Raw genomic sequence first — 14,500 nt, 5'->3', positions numbered from 1 at the left:
GGGGAAGCGCTTTCCATGAGTCGAACTCCCCATCTGCGCGCAGCCGTCGTCGGCACCGGCCACCGCGCCCAGCTGTTCACCCGGGCGCTGGCCGCACGCCCCGGTCACCGGGTCGCCGCCCTGTGCGATCCCAGCCCCACCCGCATGGCCTTCCACAACCGCCTGCTCGCCGAGGCCGGCGAACCCACCGCCGCCCAGTGGGAACCCGAGCGCTTCGCCGAGCTGCTCGTCGAGGAGGGCATCGACGAGGTCGTGGTCACCACCGTCGACGCCGAACACGACCGCTACATCGTCCCCGCGCTCCAGGCGGGCTGCCGGGTGGTCACCGAGAAGCCGATGACGGTGGACGCCGACCGCTGCGCCCGCATCCTGGACACGGTCAAGGCCACCGGCAACTCCCTCACCGTCGCCTTCAACTACCGCTTCAACCCCGTCCACGAGAAGGTCCGCGCCCTGCTCGCCGAGGGCGCGATCGGCGAGATCCTCTCCGTGCACTTCGAATGGCTCCTCGACACCCGGCACGGAGCGGACTACTTCCGCCGCTGGCACCGCGAGAAGCGGCACAGCGGGGGCCTGATGGTCCACAAGGCGAGCCACCACTTCGACCTGGTCAACTGGTGGCTCGCCGACGAACCGCAGGAGGTCTTCGGCTACGGACGGCTCGGCTTCTACGGCCGTGCGGCCGGCGAACGCCATGGCCTGCGCCGCGACTACACCCGGGCCCACGGGGCGGGCCCGGCCGCCGACGATCCCTTCGCCCTCGACCTCGCGGCCGACGACACCCTGCGTGCCCTGTACCTCGACGCGGAGCAGGACGACGGCTACCTCCGCGACCGCAACGTCTTCGACGGGCCCGTCACCATCGAGGACGACATGGCGCTCCTGGTCCGCCACGCCCGGGGCGCGACGATGACGTACCACCTCACCGCCTACTCCCCGTGGGAGGGCTACCGGGTCATGTTCAACGGCAGCGCGGGCCGGCTGGAACTGGAGGTCGAGGAGAGCCGCTGGCAGGCACCCCGGACCAGGATCAGCTCGGCGAGCGGCGCGCTGCACGGGGACACCGCGGCCGACCACGCGGGCGGTGCTCGGCTGACCCTGCGCCCGCTGTGGCAGCCCTCCGTCGACGTGCCGCTCGTCACCGCCCACGAGGCGCACGGCGGGGGAGACCCGCGCATGCTCGACGCGCTCTTCGGACCCCTGGACCCCGGCGCGGGGCCCGTGAGCGAGGACACCGGAGCGGCGGGGCATCCGACGGCCACCGAACGGGACGGCGCCCTGGCGCTCGCCGTGGGCATCGCCGCCAACCGGTGCTTCGAGACGGGGCAGCCGGTGCGGGTGCGGGATCTGATCCCCGGGGAGTGGTGAGACCCCGTGCAGTCACCAGGAGTTGATGGCGCGTCAGCTCCAGGCGCGGTACGGCTCGTCGAGCAGCTGGAAGACAGGCTCGCCGCGGACCGGGTCCTTGGCCGTCGACATCCGCACCCGGTCACCGCTGTGGATCGCGGCGGGCGGGCCCATGACCCGGCCCCGGACGACGAATCCCTCGGCCAGCTCGATCAGCGACACGTTGCGGGCGGCGGGGGTGTTGCGGTGGACCACCGTGGAATGGCGGACCGTGCCCACGCCCTCGCTGCGCTCCGTGCGCAGGTCGCCGCCCTGGCAGACCGGACACAGCAGCCGGTGGTACATCGCGGTACCGCACCAGGTGCAGCGCTGGAAGAGGATCGCGTCCGTGGCCGGGGCGGCCGGTTCGAGCAAGCTCGTCCCGGATCCGGCTGCCTGACGAGCAATGCTTCCTGAGTGGTGGTACACGCTGGTCAACTCCCTGCGCTCGGCCGGAATCCCACGTGCTCGGGTCACCGTGCACGGACGTGCGCGGCTCCCTGTGCCGCCGTGCACACGGTCAGCGTATGGCACTGAGTGTCGGCCGTAAAGGTACTGCGTACCCTCTTTTTGAGGCGGGCGGTACGGCTCAGTCCCGGTCGAGCGTGGACTCGATCTCCTGGACCACCCGCCACAGCGGGGCACCGCGGCGGGAGACGATCACCACCACGTCCTCGGCCGGCTCGTCGGCGGACGGCGCGCCGGGTACCCCGAAGGCGGCCTGCACATAGCCGAGCGCGTGCTCCACCGCCTGCTCGGCGTCGCCGTGCCCGTCCGAGCGCAGCCAGGAGCGCAGGGCGTTGTTGTGCGCCGCGGCCACGGCGGCGGCGATCACGTCGGCCCGGAGCGTCCCGTCGTGCAGCCCCTTCAGGCGCCCGCGCAGGTACTCGGCGAAGGCGCGCTCGTAGCGCCACACCACGGACAGCTCATAGGCGCGCAGACCGGGCACCTGCTTGGTGAGGCGGTAGCGCTGCACGGAGAACGTCGGGTTCTCGGTGTACATGCGCAGCACGAGGCGCACCGCCTCACAGACTCGTTCGAGCGGGTCGCATCCGGGGTCGCTCGCGGCCAGGAAGGCCGTCATGTCGGTCAGGCACCGCTCGTGGTCGGGGAAGACCACGTCCTCCTTGGACGGGAAGTACCGGAAGAACGAGCGGCGTCCGACTCCGGCGAGCGTGACGATGTCATCGACAGTGGTCTGCTCGTAACCCCGTTCCAGGAACAGCTGGAAGGCGGCCGCGACCAGCGCGTCCCGCATGGCGGGCTTGGTGGAGCTCATGGTCGCGAACGTAGCACCTGAACCGCCGCCATGGCACTGGGTGCAGTACGCGGAGGGAACTGAGTGCCCTTTGCGTTGCCCGGTGGGGTGTCGGTGGGGTGTCACCGCATACGATCGGCTGCCGCCCGCCGAGGAGTCCCCGCATGTCGCGTCGCCCCACCCTCCTGTACGTCACCGACCTGGCCTACCAGGCCCGCGGGCGTCGCTACTGCGACGAGGACATCCTCCTCACCTCCCGCCTCAGGGAGGACTTCGACCTCGCCCTGTGCCACCCCCTGGACGCCGCCGCGCTGGCGGACGCCTTCGACGCCGTAGTCGTCCGCAACAGCGGGCCGGTCCTGGCGTACCAGGAGGCGTACGACGCCTTCCGCGAGCAGGCGCTGCGACACCGCACACGCGTGTACAACCCCCTGTCCGGCAAGGCCGACATGGCCGGCAAGCAGTACCTCCTCGACCTCACGGCCGCGGGCCACCCCGTCATCCCGACCGTCGGCCGCGCCGAGGACCTGGACCGGCTGCCCGCGACGGACCGGTACGTCGTGAAGCCCAGGCTCGGCGCCGACTCCATCGGCCTGCGCATCCTGTCCGCCGGCGAGGTGCGCGACCACATCGACGGGCAGGTCCTCGTCCAGCCGTGCGTCGACTTCGCCTACGAGGTGTCCTTCTACTTCGTCGACCACGACTTCCAGTACGCCCTCTACGCCCCGCACGCCGACCGGCGCTGGGCCCTCGAGCCGTACGAACCCACCCCGGACGACCTGGAGTTCGCCCGGCGTTTCATCGACTGGAACGCCCTCGGTCACGGCATCCAGCGCGTGGACGCCTGCCGGGCCCCGGGCGGCGGACTCCTGCTGGTCGAGCTGGAGGACCTCAACCCGTATCTCTCCCTGGACGCCCTGGACGAGGCGGGCAGGGACGCCTTCGTCGCGGCCATGAAGACGTCCCTGCACGGGTTTCTCGCCCGTGGTACCAAGCGCGAGCGCTGAACTCCCGGGCCCGCCTCGCCGTATCTCTTCGTGGGGGACGGCCAGACCCGTGAGCGCGGGACGGAAGGAGACCAGGATGCCGACACCGTCCGACCGAGGGGCGCCGCCGGACCGCACGCCGCTCGAACCCATCCGGGTGCTGCGTCCGCGCCGTACCGACGCGCTCGCGGAGCTGATGAAGGACCTGCCGCCCCGAGCGGCCGTCGGATACGAGTCCTTCGCGCTGCCCGTCCGGCCGTCGCCAACCGAGGACGCGACCGAGGAACTGCCGCCCGTCAGGGACGACCACGACCGCACCCGGCGCTCCCGTGACGTCCCGCGCGGACGGGTGCCGGGACTGCGCCGCACGGCGATCGCGGCGGCCGTCACCGCCGCCGCGGTGATCGGCTTCGGCGGTGCCCTCCTGCTCGCCGACCGCACGGAGACCACCGCCACGGCGGTCCCGCAGCCGACCTCGACCACCGCCGCGGCGCCCACGCCGACCCCGACGGCCTCCGGCGCCGCCGATCCCGACGGCCCCGGCACCCTCCGTCAGGGAGACAGCGGCCCGGAGGTGACCGACCTGCAGGAACGCCTGCGGCACATCCCGAACGTCTACGACAACGGCTCCACCGACGGCACCTACGACCCGACCCTGACCGCCGCCGTGGCCCGCTTCCAGCTCTGGTACGGCATCCGCGGCGACGAGGACGGCGTGTACGGCGACGACACACGACGGGACCTGGAGTCCCGCACGGGCGGCGGCTGATCGACGAGGATGTCTGGCATGGACGCGTTCATCGACCGGCTCGACCCCGACATGTGCGTCGTGACCGCCGCCACGGACGGCGACCGCGCGGGCTGTCTCGTCGGATTCGCCTCACAGTGCTCGATCGAGCCCGTGCGGTATGCGGTGTGGCTGTCGAAGGCCAACCGCACCTATCGGGTGGCCCGCACCGCGGACCGCCTCGCGGTCCACCTCCTCACCCGCGAACAGCGTGGCCTCGCCGAGCTGTTCGGCGGGGAGACGGGGGACCGGACCGACAAGTTCGCCCAGGTCCCTTGGCGGGAGGAGGCCGGCGGGGCCGTCGTCCTGGAGGAGGCGGCGGCGTGGTTCGTCGGCAAGGTCGTGCAGCGCGTCGAGGGCGGTGACCACCTCGGGTTCGTCCTGGAACCGGAGGCGTGGGGCGAGCGCGAGGAGACCGAGGGCGCGAAGCTGCTGCGGCTGTCCGACGCCGTCTCCATCTCGCCCGGCCACCCGGCGGACTGAGCACGGCACGTGTCCGACGACCTCGACCATGAAACCGGCGGCGGACGACCTGCGGCGGCCCGAGACGCAGGGTTGTCGGCGGCAAGGACGCCACCGGCGCACTGAACGCCCTGCTCACCGGCCCGCTGGAGCACACGCCCCGGATGTGCTCGGCCGGGAACACCGCGCGGGTCCCGGCGGCTCACTCCCGCCCGGACGGCACCCGGATGTCCACGACACAGACGTCGTCGCGCCGCTCGCCCTCCAGCACCGAGGCCAGCAGCGGGGCCAGGGAGCCGCGCTCGTCCGTGGGGTGGGCCGCGACGGCCGCGGCGAGCCGGTCCAGGCCGTGGTCGATGCCGTCCGGAGGCCTCTCGACCAGGCCGTCGGTGTAGAGCAGGACGCGGTCACCCGGCTCCAGGAGACAGCGCGCCTCCTGGAAGTCCGGATCGGAGCACGCCCCCAGCAGCATGCCCAACGGACGCTCCAGATAGCGCACTTGTCCGCCGCGCACCAGCAGCGGTGGCGGATGGCCCGCCTGGGCCCACACCAGGCAGTGCTCGTCGGGGTCGTAGCGGGCCAGGACCATGGTCGCGGTGCCGTGGGAGTCGCGTGAGTGCAGCAGCAGGGTGTTGAGACGGGCGAGCGCACCGGTCAGCGACGAGCCCGTGATGACCATCCCCTTGGCGGTGAAGCGCAGTTGGGCCATGGTGGCCACGGCGTCGATACCGTGCCCGGCGACGTCACCGACCACGAACAGCGCGTCTCCGTCGGGCAGTTCGATGGCGCTGAACCAGTCGCCGCCGACGTGAATCCCGGACTGGGCGGGCAGATAGGACACTTCGACCCGCAGTCCGGCCAGCCGGACCGGCCGGGTGGGCAGCGGCAGCAGCGCATGCTGGAGGCGGGCTGCCATGGCCCGCTCGGCGTGCAGCACCCCGTGCTGCGTCACGATCGCCTGCTCGCTCTCGACGAGGGCCAGTTCGGCGCTGCGCTGCGCGGTGAGGTCCTGGACGAAGCCGTGCACCTCGACGGGTTCGTTCTCGGTGTCCGTCACGACTTCGGCGACCATTCGCAGATGGCGGACCTCGTCCCCGGCCCGGATCCGGAACGGGACGTCGAACTGAAGGCCGGCGCGCACGAGTTCCTGCACGGCGTGGGCCAGTACCGGTGCGTCCTCGGCCAGCGCGAGCCGCGGAAGGTCGCCCAGCGGGACCGGTCCGAGCGCGGGATCCCGGTTCATGACGAGGAAGGTCTGGGAGGACCAGCTGCCCTCGCCGGTGACGAGGTTCCAGTTCGCCCAGCCCAGGTTCCCCAGTCGCTGCACGTCCGCCAGGCGCTGTTCCTGCCGGTCGGAGGAGTCGTGGCGGACCCAGGTGACGACCAGGGCGCCGCCGAGGCGGGCCGCGTGCAGCGCGTACGTGGACAGTTCGGCGGCGCCGTCCACGACCTCCTGGTAGGCGAACGGCTCGCCCTCGAACGGCTCGCCGGTGGTCAGCGTGCGCAGCAGGCCGTGCCACACCGCCTCGTCCGCCATGCTCGGGAAGCACTCCAGGATCCGCCGGCCGAGCAGCTGCCTGCCGCTGCGGCCCACGACGTCGACCGCCTCCTCGGTGGCGGCGTCGACACGGTAGTCCGCGATCTCTCCGGAGGGGCCGCGCAGCGGCGTGAGCAGCATCGCCGAGCCCGGCAGCGAGTCCAGTACGGGCTGCACGGCCGCGGCCGTGGCGGCGGCGCCGGGCCGGGGCCGGGCGCCGAAGGACCGCAGCCGGCCGGCACACAGCCGCACGACGGCCCGCAGGAGCTGCCGGTCCTGCGGGGAGAACGGTCCGCCGCGGGCGCGCAGTATCCCGATGCAGACCTCGGCCCCGTCGCCGGTCGGCACCGGAAGCCAGGCGCGGGACAGCCAGCGTTCGGGCGGATCCCCTATCAGCAGGTGCCGCTTGCGGTCCGCCGCGAAGTCCTCCAGCCAGCGCGGCTCCCGCGCCCGGAGCGCTTCGAGCGCGGCGATGCCGCTCAGCGGGGGAACCCGCGCCCACTGGCCGGCCAGGGTGGCGTCGACACCGGCGTGGCCGATCAGTTCGAGCCCTCCGGCCGGCAGCGACCGGAAGAGCAGGAGCGCGTCGGCGTCGACGTCCTCCCTGAGCTCCTCCAGGAGACAGTCGGCCAGGTCCTGCGGTGTGGCCACGTGGACGAGGGCCTTGCCGAGGCGGCCGAGCGCGGTGAAGCCGTCGTCCAGGTCGCCGGTGTCCCGCCCGGCGGGGAGGGCGGTGCCCTGCGGAACGGACGGCGGACCGGGCGGCCCGGGCACCGCCGACAAGGGCGCGCCGGGCAGGTCGTCGCCGACGAGGGGCTGGGTGGCGGCGCCGAGCGGGGACAGGGAGCCGAGGGTGATCCAGCACTCCTCCAGCAGCGTGCGGTTGCCGGCCTTGGCGCGCTGGAGCAGATCCTCGCCGGCCGCGTCCGGGGTGCACCCGGTCAGCGCCATGATGACGCCCTTGGCCCGCTCCAGCACCACGGACGTGGCGACCTGGTCCCGCAACCGGTCCATTTCGGCACGCTGTCTGGCCACGACCTTGGCCAGCGCTGCCATGTCGGGCGCGGTACCGGTGTGCTCATGGCCGGCTGACTCGCTCACGGGTTGAGCATCGCACATGCGCCATGTGCCGTTCCCGCTCTCGTGCACACGCATCCCACCCACCGGTGACGCAGCCGGTTGACGAAACCGGCCGGGCCCCCGGTCGGTGGCAGATCAGTGGCCGGGCGGCGGGTAGAGCCACCGTCGCAGGACCCGGCTCAGCAGTGGCATGACCAGATAGGTGAGCAGCGGCAGCAGGACCACCGGGAACACCGCGGCTCGCAGCGGCAGGGGCCAGACGGCGGTGCGGGGCGCCACCAGCCACTGGATCAGCAGCGTGCAGGGGAAGGCACCGAGGAACGTCGTCAGCACCATCTTCCAGCGGACCGGGGGCCGCACGGTCGTGCCGGGCAGACTGAACCAGGTCTCCAGCCCGGTCGTCGACTGCCGTTCGCTGCCGAGCTCCGTGGCGATGTCGTCGATCCGCGTGTGCCAGGCCGCCCGCTCGTCCGACTCCAGCCAGGCGGTGAGCCGGTGCGCGTCGGACCAGCGCAGCACCGCGTGGAAGCGGTGACCGTCCTCGGGACGCAGCCAGGAGACGCCCTCGTTGCCGGGGAACCGTCTGGCGCAGCGGGTGATCCCACGCGTCCAGCGCTCGAACTCCCGCTCCCGGCCCGGACGCACCTCCCAGGTGAGGACCGTGGTGACCGGGTCGCCGTGCCGTACGTCGGTGGTGCTCATGGTCTCCACGGATTCCCCCGCACGGCACGGGTCATGCCCTGCGCGAGAGGTCAGCGCCCGTGGTGGTGGTCGACCAGGGCCTGGGTGACCGCGCGGATGCTGCGGGCGATGTGCTGCAGCTGGAGCACCTCGGCCGCGTACAGCTTGATGGTGTGCTCGATGACCGACTCCGGCAGCCCGAGCGCCGGCAGGTCCGCCCGCGCGGTCTGCAGCGCGGTGCGCGCCACCCGGATCTCGTGCTGGACCTGGATCTGCGCGTGCCGGGCCAGGAGCACGGTGTGCCGCATCAGGGCCGGATAGCTCGCGTACCGCGTCGGCACCAGCTCCCGCAGCCACTTGGCCGCGGAGCGCTCCCAGTCGTAGCTGCCGGGCGTCTTGACCTGGCAGGGCCAGTCCGGGCCGGGACGAGTGATGGTCCGCGTGGTCGTCAGGGGCATGGTGATCGCTTCCGGGTGTGCGGCGTCGTGCGGGTGTTCCGACGGATTGGGCGGCCCCGGCCTAGGGGATGACCGGGGCCGCCATGGGCTCGCGTGCAGGCGAGGCCCTACCGAACATCCCTGGCGTCGACGCGGGTAGGTGACGACGGCTCGGGATGTCCGCGAAGGAGCCCTTTCGGGCGGTGTGGGGGTGGGGACGGGGACAGGGGTGCGGACGGTCCGGGAGTGATCCCGGTGTGATCCGTGAGCAGTATTTATATATGCCGTCCGCTTGGCAAGGCGTATGAAAACATTCATGCTCGATTTATTACGGCTGGTCCCGGTGTGCAGGCGTATGACCGGGGGTGGGCGGGGTCAGTCCCTGAGGAAGAACTGGTGCTGGTCGGAGATCTGCTCGTACTCCTCCAGCCGGGCCTGGGTGCGCTCGGGATCGGCGTCGGTCATGGCCTGGAGCAGGGCGGCGGCGATCACACCGGGCGCGGCGTAGGAGTCGAAGACCAGCCGTGAGCCGGTGCCGGTGGAGAAGAGGACGTCGGCCTCGTCGGCCACGTGTCCGAGCACCAGGTCCGTGACGAGGGCGACCTTCAGTCCGGCGCTGCGGGCGACCCGCAGCGCGGTGAGGGTCTCCTGGGCGTGCCGCGGCATCGAGAACGCGAGCACCCAGGTGCCGCCCGCCTCACGGGACTGCAGCAGCGCGTCGTAGGCGACGCTGCCGCCGCGGGTGACCGGTCGTACGTCGGGATGGATACGGCGGGCCGCGTAGGCGAAGTACTCGGCCAGGGACGCCGAGATGCGCAGGCCCAGGACGGTCAGCGGGGTCGACTCGGACAGCTTGCGGCCCAGTTCGATCACCTGGTCGGGGTCGGCGAAGTCGCGGCGCAGGTTCTCCAGGTTCTCGATCTCCGCGTCGACCGCTGCCTGGAGTTCGTTGCCGCGTGACTCGTCGTCGGCGACCGGTCCGCCGGCGAGCGTGCCGAGGGCGATGGACTGGAGCTTCTCCCGCAGGGCGGGGTAGCCGCTGAAGCCCACGGCCGCGGCGAACCGCGTCACCGAGGGCTGGCTCACGCCCACGCGCTCCGCGAGATCGGTGATGGAGAGGAACGCCGCCTCGGTGATGTGCTCGATCAGGTACTGCGCGATGCGCCGCTGTCCGGGGGAGAGCCGGGGCCGGTCGAAGAGCGTCCTGAGCTGGGAGGCCGGGGCCGCCTCCGTCTCCGGTGCGGTCTTGCCGGAGGTGATCGCGGATGCCTGAGCGCGTGCCTGCTGCGGCGATGACACCGAGGCGCCTCCTTTGTCTGCCACGGGGAGTCAACATAGCTCACACCCCCCGGTGACCAGCGCTTGTGCGGAAGCATCCGGCGAGCGCCGATCGGGATGGGTACGCCGCGCCCGAGCGGGAACCCGCCGCTGGGCAAGACGTTCGACGACACCTGAGGAGCAGCCCCGTATGACGGTCCCCGAGGAGAACCGGCGCAAGACCGAGGCCACCGACGAGCTTCTGCGGCACCGGCACGAGGAGGGCGGGGCCCCCGCCCCCGGCGGGAGCGGCCGCACCCTGCGCGAGGCGTTCGAGGAAGCGCGGGTGGAACCCGGCGACTTCGCCCAGGAATGACACCGCATACGAAACCAGAGGGTCGGCAGGTGACGAGGGCATGAGTGCGCTGAGCGCGCTGGAACGGGCAATGGAGCACGGGTGGGAGTCGCTGTGGGCGCGGGTCGTCGGCAGGGAGCCCGTCGAACTCCTCGACGCGCTGCGGCGTGAGTGCGACAGCAAGGTGGTCGTGTGCAGTGAGAGCAGGGTGGTGGTCCCGAACGCGTACGACGTCGAGCTCGCGGACTTCGCCTACGACGAACTGGTGCGCCGGGGCAGCGATGTGGGCCAGGAGCTCACCGACAGCCTGGCCCGGCACGGCGAGCGGCATGGCTACGAATGGGCGGGCCCGCTCACCGTGCACATCTCCAGGTCCGACCGGGTGCCCAACGGCCGTTACCGCGTGACGAGCGGGGCGATGCCGCACGTGAGCGCCGAGGCGTTCCAGCAAGCGGTCCGCTGAGCGGAGATGGAGCACGCTCGCCGGGGTGGTCATCGGCGATAGATGGTGATCGAGTGACCGACCTCGTCGACCGGACGGCTGCTGTCGATCAACTCGGCCAGCCGGCCCTTCGCCTTGGCGACCGAGGAGTCCGACACGACCAGCAGCCCGCGCACCTCGTCCACCGGCGCCTCACGTGGATCGGTCGCCTCGATGCCGTAGGCGGACGGCAGCCCGCTCCCCTTGTAGACGAGCCAGATCCGCTCGTCCGGGTAGCGCTCGCGCAGCCGGTCGGCGAGCCGGCCCAGGTCCTGGCCCCAGTCGACGTTGGAGTCGTGCAGCCGCAGATGGGTCCGGGCCGGTCCGCCGTACGCCTCGTTGGCGTACGGCAGATAGTAGGGAAAGGTCCGCACCGAGCTGACCGCGACGAACAGCACGAGCGCCCCGGTCGCGATCGTCGCCCAGCGTCGGCGGACCGCCAGGACGCATCCGGCGGCCACGGTCAGGAACATGGGCAGGAAGAGCGCGTACCGGGTGCCGAAGTCGCGTGACCCCGTCATGGCGGAGGCCAGCAGGACCCCGGCGGGCACGAGCAGATACGGCGCGGCGGGCCGCAGCCGCCGTACCGCCACCAGCACCACGGCACCCGCGGCCCACAGGGCGAGCAGGCCCAGCGGGGTCTTCACCAGGAGCGCCGCCGGCAGGTAGTACCAGAGGTGCCCGGTGTAGAGCCGCCCGAACAGGAAGCCCTCCCACGGATAGTTCTCGAAGTGGAACTGGATCCGCATCCCGTCCGCGTACGCCTGCGGGAACGGCAGCAGATCGACGAGGGTCCCCCGCAGTCCGCGCACCACCGGCACCTGGTCCTGGGACGTCCACCGCAGCCGCGGGTCGACCACCAGGTAGGACGCCCATACGACGGCGACCGCGGCCAGTGTCAGGATCGCGGCCCCGGCCACCACGCGCAGCAGGCGTCGGCGTGTTTCGTCGCCGCGGGACGCGGCCCACACCGAGAGGGCGGCCAGTCCCAGCAGGACCGGCACGGCCGGCAGCGCGCTCATCTTCGTCGCCAGGGCCGCCCCGAGCGCCAGACCTGCGAGCGGCACGTACAGCCGTGGCCGTGCGCGGGCCCGCCACAGCAGCCACACCGAGGTGAGAAGGAACCCGGCCATCGGCACGTCGAGCGTGGCCAGCGAACCGTGGGCGACGACGTCGGGGGAGAAGGCGTACAGGGCGAGTGCCGTGAGGCCCGCCGCTGTTCCGGCGAGTTCCCGGGCGAAGGCGAACACGACCAGCCCGAACAGCAGCGTCAGCACGATCACCGGGAGCCGCGCCCAGAACATCAGCTGCCAGGAGTCGTTGCCCGACTCGTACAGCAGATGGGGGCCCAGGTCGATCTGGGGCCCGTGGAACGCCGTGTCCACGTGCGGGTCGGCGATCGCCACCCCGGTGGCGATGACCAGCTTGCCGAGCGGCGGGTGCTCGGGGTTGTAGCGGATGCCCTGACCGTGCAGGTACTCGGCGGCCGTGGCCACGTAGACCGGTTCGTCGATCGTGGGGGTCTGCTGCACGGCGGTCGTCACCATGACGGCCGCCATCTGCGCGAGCAGCACGACGACCAGGAGCGGCACCAGCCACCGCCGGGCCGGTCGCGGCTGCCGCACCTCGTCGTCGCGGGACCCGGAACCGGAAACCGGGTCCAGGACCGTCTGCTGCTCGCTCGCCATCATCCGCCCCGCGGTGGGACCGGCCGGGCGGTGGCGGGAGCGATCCGCGGGCACCTCATGAGGGCCACTCTCGCATCAGCTCCCGCCCCGCGGGCCTCACCGCTTCAGGAGTCGTACCGACAGACCTTCCGTCGTGTAGACGGGTACGGCCCGCAGGGTGTCGGAGTTCAGTTCGACGCGGTCGAACTGGCCGCGCAGGCTGTGGCTGCCGAGGACCCGGACCGTGCGCCCCGCCTTCGGAGGGTTCTTCGCGTCCAGCTCCAGCGAGAGCACACTGCCCGCGCCGAGCACCGCGCGCCGCGTCACCTCCAGGACCGGCTCCTGGCCCGAGCGCAGCGTCAGCTCCAGCGCGCCGCCCTCCTGGCTGTACGTGCCGTGCACCTGGAGCGACGTGCCGACCAGCGTCAGCTTTCCGCCCTGCACCCGAACGTCGCCGTGACCGAGCGCGTGGACCGAACCGGCGACCAGCACACCTTCCTTCAGGACGGTCCCACCGGTGTACCGGTTGTGCCCCGTCAGGGTGAGCGTGCCGCTGCCCCGCTTGGTCAGAGAGCCGCAGCCGTCGATGTCGTTGCGCCAGGCGTCGGCCGCGTGGAAACCGCCCGAGGCCGCATCCAGTGTGACGGTGACGTCGGAGTCGAAGGAGCCGTAACCGTCCGCCGCGGCGAACAGGTTGAGCCGGCCCCACTGCTCGAAGCCGTCCAGCAGGACATAGCCCGAGGGCAGCCCGGTGGTCCGCAGCACCTCACGACGCTGCGCCGCGTCCAGGTACGGCAGCCGCGTCTCCAGCAGCACCTCCGCGCCCTTGGGCACGGTGAACGGCTTGTTGCCACCGTCCCGGTTCAGCACATAGGTCAGCCGGGGCCGTACGGAACGGGCGTTGTCGTCCCGGTCGGCGTACGCGTCTGTGGCGTCCGAGTGGGCGTAGGCGAAGAGCGTGTCGGGCGTGGTGCCGGTCTGCTCGGTGAAGTACTTCAGCGCTTGCGCCCGGGCCGCGGCCTTGAGGTCGGCGTTCGCGGAGTCGGCCAGCGTGGCGGCGGCCAGCGCGGTGGCCATGATGCGGCCGCCCATGACGTCGACCGTCGAGTGCATGCCGGACATGATCCGGGTGTGGCTCAGCTCGAAGGCGCGGGTGACCAGCTCCTGGAAGCGCTCGGGTACGGCGTACGCGAAGGCCAGGCCCGCCAGGTGGAAGGCGTTGGTGTGACCGCTGGGGAAGCCGCCGTCGTCCACCGGGGACGTGCTGCGCTGGCGCAGCAGCTGAGGGGCGACGACCACCTCGGAGTCGTAGACCGGGTAGCCGAGCGCGTCCTTGGCGCCGGTGTCGACGACCTCGCTGTCCTCGTTCATGCGCCACGGCCGCGGGTACTGGAAGGCGTACTTGCCGGGGTTCCCGGAGGCGTACGGGCCGCGCACGGTGTCGACCAGCTTGGCCACCTGGCCGAGCGAGGAGTCGTAGGAGCCCGCGCCGAGCGCCGAGCCCGCAGGGGCGTCGGCCGGGACGGCGTCGCTGATCGTGGTCGCCGGGGTGGTGTCGGGCGCGCTGGTGATGGAGGTGACCGCCTTGGCGCCGGAGCGGTAGAGGCCGGCGAGCGGGCCGAGGCCGCCGATCATGGCGTAGCTCTGGTGCTGGCGGTCGTAGAGGAAGGCATCCTTGGCCTGGGCCTCGGTGCGCGCCTTGGTGAGGCGGGCGCAGTAGCGCATGTTGGCGCGCAGTATCTCGGGCCTGAGCGGGGTGCCGGTGTTCCAGGCGCCGCCGGTCTTCCACACCTGGGTGAAGCCGCCGAGGATCCGCACCACCGCGTTGGTCTCGGGCGTCAGGTTCGCCATGACGTTGGACTTGTAGTCGTCCACGAACGCGAGCGCGGCGGTGGCGGCCTTGGCGTCCGCGGCGCCCAGCCAGGAGGCGAAGGTGGGCGCGGCCAGGACACCGGCCGAGACACCCAGGGAGGACTTGAGGAAACCCCTTCGCTTCATGGCACGTGCGGTGAGCGGCGCGGGGGAGTGCTGCCCGGCGGATGACGGCATGGGTCTGCCTCTCTTTGAAGTTCTGCGGCCGTGCGGCCGGGGGAGGTGGTGCGGATGCGACTCATGATGCGGCAGTC

General features: G+C 72.0%; 14 protein-coding genes. 6 read left to right on the top strand and 8 right to left on the bottom strand.

Annotation, left to right across the window (positions count from 1 at the left end):
- Positions 1-15: 15 nt before the first annotated feature.
- Entirely contained in the window at positions 16-1,368 is a 1,353-nt protein-coding gene (locus tag ACGFWE_RS02400) for a Gfo/Idh/MocA family protein (RefSeq protein ID WP_393597269.1), read from the top strand.
- Between the two features lie 33 nt (positions 1,369-1,401).
- On the opposite strand, the gene ACGFWE_RS02395 is transcribed toward ACGFWE_RS02400, so the two are convergent.
- The gene (locus ACGFWE_RS02395; RefSeq protein WP_352384974.1) at positions 1,402-1,815 is read right to left on the bottom strand and encodes an OB-fold domain-containing protein; all 414 of its coding nucleotides are present in this window, start codon (positions 1,813-1,815) and stop codon (positions 1,402-1,404) included.
- 160 nt (positions 1,816-1,975) lie between these two features.
- Complete coding sequence (locus ACGFWE_RS02390; RefSeq protein ID WP_393597267.1) at positions 1,976-2,665, bottom strand: TetR family transcriptional regulator; 690 nt, start codon at positions 2,663-2,665, stop codon at positions 1,976-1,978.
- Between the two features lie 143 nt (positions 2,666-2,808).
- On the opposite strand from ACGFWE_RS02390, the gene ACGFWE_RS02385 reads away from it, so the two are divergent.
- The 3 genes from ACGFWE_RS02385 (at position 2,809) to ACGFWE_RS02375 (ending at position 4,900) form a co-directional block, all read left to right on the top strand.
- Positions 2,809-3,651: a hypothetical protein gene (locus ACGFWE_RS02385; RefSeq protein ID WP_393597265.1), complete on the top strand. Its 843-nt coding sequence runs from the start codon at positions 2,809-2,811 to the stop codon at positions 3,649-3,651.
- A 76-nt stretch (positions 3,652-3,727) separates the two neighbouring features.
- Positions 3,728-4,399 (top strand): peptidoglycan-binding protein, encoded by a 672-nt coding sequence (locus tag ACGFWE_RS02380; RefSeq protein ID WP_393597263.1) that lies wholly within the window; start codon positions 3,728-3,730, stop codon positions 4,397-4,399.
- Between the two features lie 9 nt (positions 4,400-4,408).
- Complete coding sequence (locus ACGFWE_RS02375) at positions 4,409-4,900, top strand: flavin reductase family protein (RefSeq protein WP_352384981.1); 492 nt, start codon at positions 4,409-4,411, stop codon at positions 4,898-4,900.
- 181 nt (positions 4,901-5,081) lie between these two features.
- Here ACGFWE_RS02375 and ACGFWE_RS02370 read toward each other — a convergent pair whose 3' ends face one another.
- The 4 genes from ACGFWE_RS02370 to ACGFWE_RS02355 form a co-directional block, all read right to left on the bottom strand.
- Complete coding sequence (locus ACGFWE_RS02370) at positions 5,082-7,472, bottom strand: SpoIIE family protein phosphatase (protein ID WP_393598908.1); 2,391 nt, start codon at positions 7,470-7,472, stop codon at positions 5,082-5,084.
- A 159-nt stretch (positions 7,473-7,631) separates the two neighbouring features.
- Positions 7,632-8,198, bottom strand: a complete 567-nt coding sequence (locus ACGFWE_RS02365) for an antibiotic biosynthesis monooxygenase (protein WP_352384983.1) — start codon at positions 8,196-8,198, stop codon at positions 7,632-7,634.
- A 50-nt stretch (positions 8,199-8,248) separates the two neighbouring features.
- Positions 8,249-8,635, bottom strand: coding sequence for a hypothetical protein (locus tag ACGFWE_RS02360; RefSeq protein ID WP_352384985.1), 387 nt, complete (start codon positions 8,633-8,635; stop codon positions 8,249-8,251).
- A gap of 354 nt (positions 8,636-8,989) precedes the next feature.
- Positions 8,990-9,913 carry a MurR/RpiR family transcriptional regulator gene (locus ACGFWE_RS02355; RefSeq protein WP_352384986.1) on the bottom strand — a complete coding sequence of 308 codons (924 nt, stop codon included), beginning with the start codon at positions 9,911-9,913 and terminating at the stop codon, positions 8,990-8,992.
- A gap of 169 nt (positions 9,914-10,082) precedes the next feature.
- Here ACGFWE_RS02355 and ACGFWE_RS02350 point away from each other — a divergent pair, with 169 nt between their 5' ends.
- On the top strand, positions 10,083-10,247 hold the full coding sequence (locus ACGFWE_RS02350) for a hypothetical protein (RefSeq protein ID WP_352384988.1): 165 nt from the start codon (positions 10,083-10,085) through the stop codon (positions 10,245-10,247).
- A 40-nt stretch (positions 10,248-10,287) separates the two neighbouring features.
- Positions 10,288-10,689, top strand: a complete 402-nt coding sequence (locus ACGFWE_RS02345) for a DUF3662 domain-containing protein (RefSeq protein ID WP_352384990.1) — start codon at positions 10,288-10,290, stop codon at positions 10,687-10,689.
- A 29-nt stretch (positions 10,690-10,718) separates the two neighbouring features.
- On the opposite strand, the gene ACGFWE_RS02340 is transcribed toward ACGFWE_RS02345, so the two are convergent.
- Both ACGFWE_RS02340 and ACGFWE_RS02335 read right to left on the bottom strand, forming a co-directional pair.
- Entirely contained in the window at positions 10,719-12,398 is a 1,680-nt protein-coding gene (locus ACGFWE_RS02340) for an ArnT family glycosyltransferase (RefSeq protein WP_393598906.1), read from the bottom strand.
- Positions 12,399-12,491: 93 nt separating this feature from the next.
- A complete protein-coding gene (locus ACGFWE_RS02335) occupies positions 12,492-14,423 on the bottom strand; it encodes a phosphatase PAP2 family protein (RefSeq protein WP_393597259.1) in 1,932 nt (643 codons plus the stop codon).
- Between the last annotated feature and the right edge of the window lie 77 nt (positions 14,424-14,500).

The organism is Streptomyces sp. NPDC048523, from assembly GCF_043199815.1.
GTDB lineage: Bacteria > Actinomycetota > Actinomycetes > Streptomycetales > Streptomycetaceae > Streptomyces.
This window is presented reverse-complemented; position numbering and strand designations above follow the sequence as displayed.

Coding starts and splice junctions, on each gene's coding strand:
- ACGFWE_RS02345 (WP_352384990.1), top strand. CDS start 10,288: ATGAGTGCGCTGAGCGCGCTGGAACGGGCAATGGAGCACGGGTGGGAG.
- ACGFWE_RS02380 (WP_393597263.1), top strand. CDS start 3,728: ATGCCGACACCGTCCGACCGAGGGGCGCCGCCGGACCGCACGCCGCTC.
- ACGFWE_RS02375 (WP_352384981.1), top strand. CDS start 4,409: ATGTCTGGCATGGACGCGTTCATCGACCGGCTCGACCCCGACATGTGC.
- ACGFWE_RS02335 (WP_393597259.1), bottom strand. CDS start 14,423: ATGCCGTCATCCGCCGGGCAGCACTCCCCCGCGCCGCTCACCGCACGT.
- ACGFWE_RS02370 (WP_393598908.1), bottom strand. CDS start 7,472: ATGGCAGCGCTGGCCAAGGTCGTGGCCAGACAGCGTGCCGAAATGGAC.
- ACGFWE_RS02365 (WP_352384983.1), bottom strand. CDS start 8,198: ATGAGCACCACCGACGTACGGCACGGCGACCCGGTCACCACGGTCCTC.
- ACGFWE_RS02390 (WP_393597267.1), bottom strand. CDS start 2,665: ATGAGCTCCACCAAGCCCGCCATGCGGGACGCGCTGGTCGCGGCCGCC.
- ACGFWE_RS02350 (WP_352384988.1), top strand. CDS start 10,083: ATGACGGTCCCCGAGGAGAACCGGCGCAAGACCGAGGCCACCGACGAG.
- ACGFWE_RS02400 (WP_393597269.1), top strand. CDS start 16: ATGAGTCGAACTCCCCATCTGCGCGCAGCCGTCGTCGGCACCGGCCAC.
- ACGFWE_RS02360 (WP_352384985.1), bottom strand. CDS start 8,635: ATGCCCCTGACGACCACGCGGACCATCACTCGTCCCGGCCCGGACTGG.
- ACGFWE_RS02340 (WP_393598906.1), bottom strand. CDS start 12,398: ATGATGGCGAGCGAGCAGCAGACGGTCCTGGACCCGGTTTCCGGTTCC.
- ACGFWE_RS02385 (WP_393597265.1), top strand. CDS start 2,809: ATGTCGCGTCGCCCCACCCTCCTGTACGTCACCGACCTGGCCTACCAG.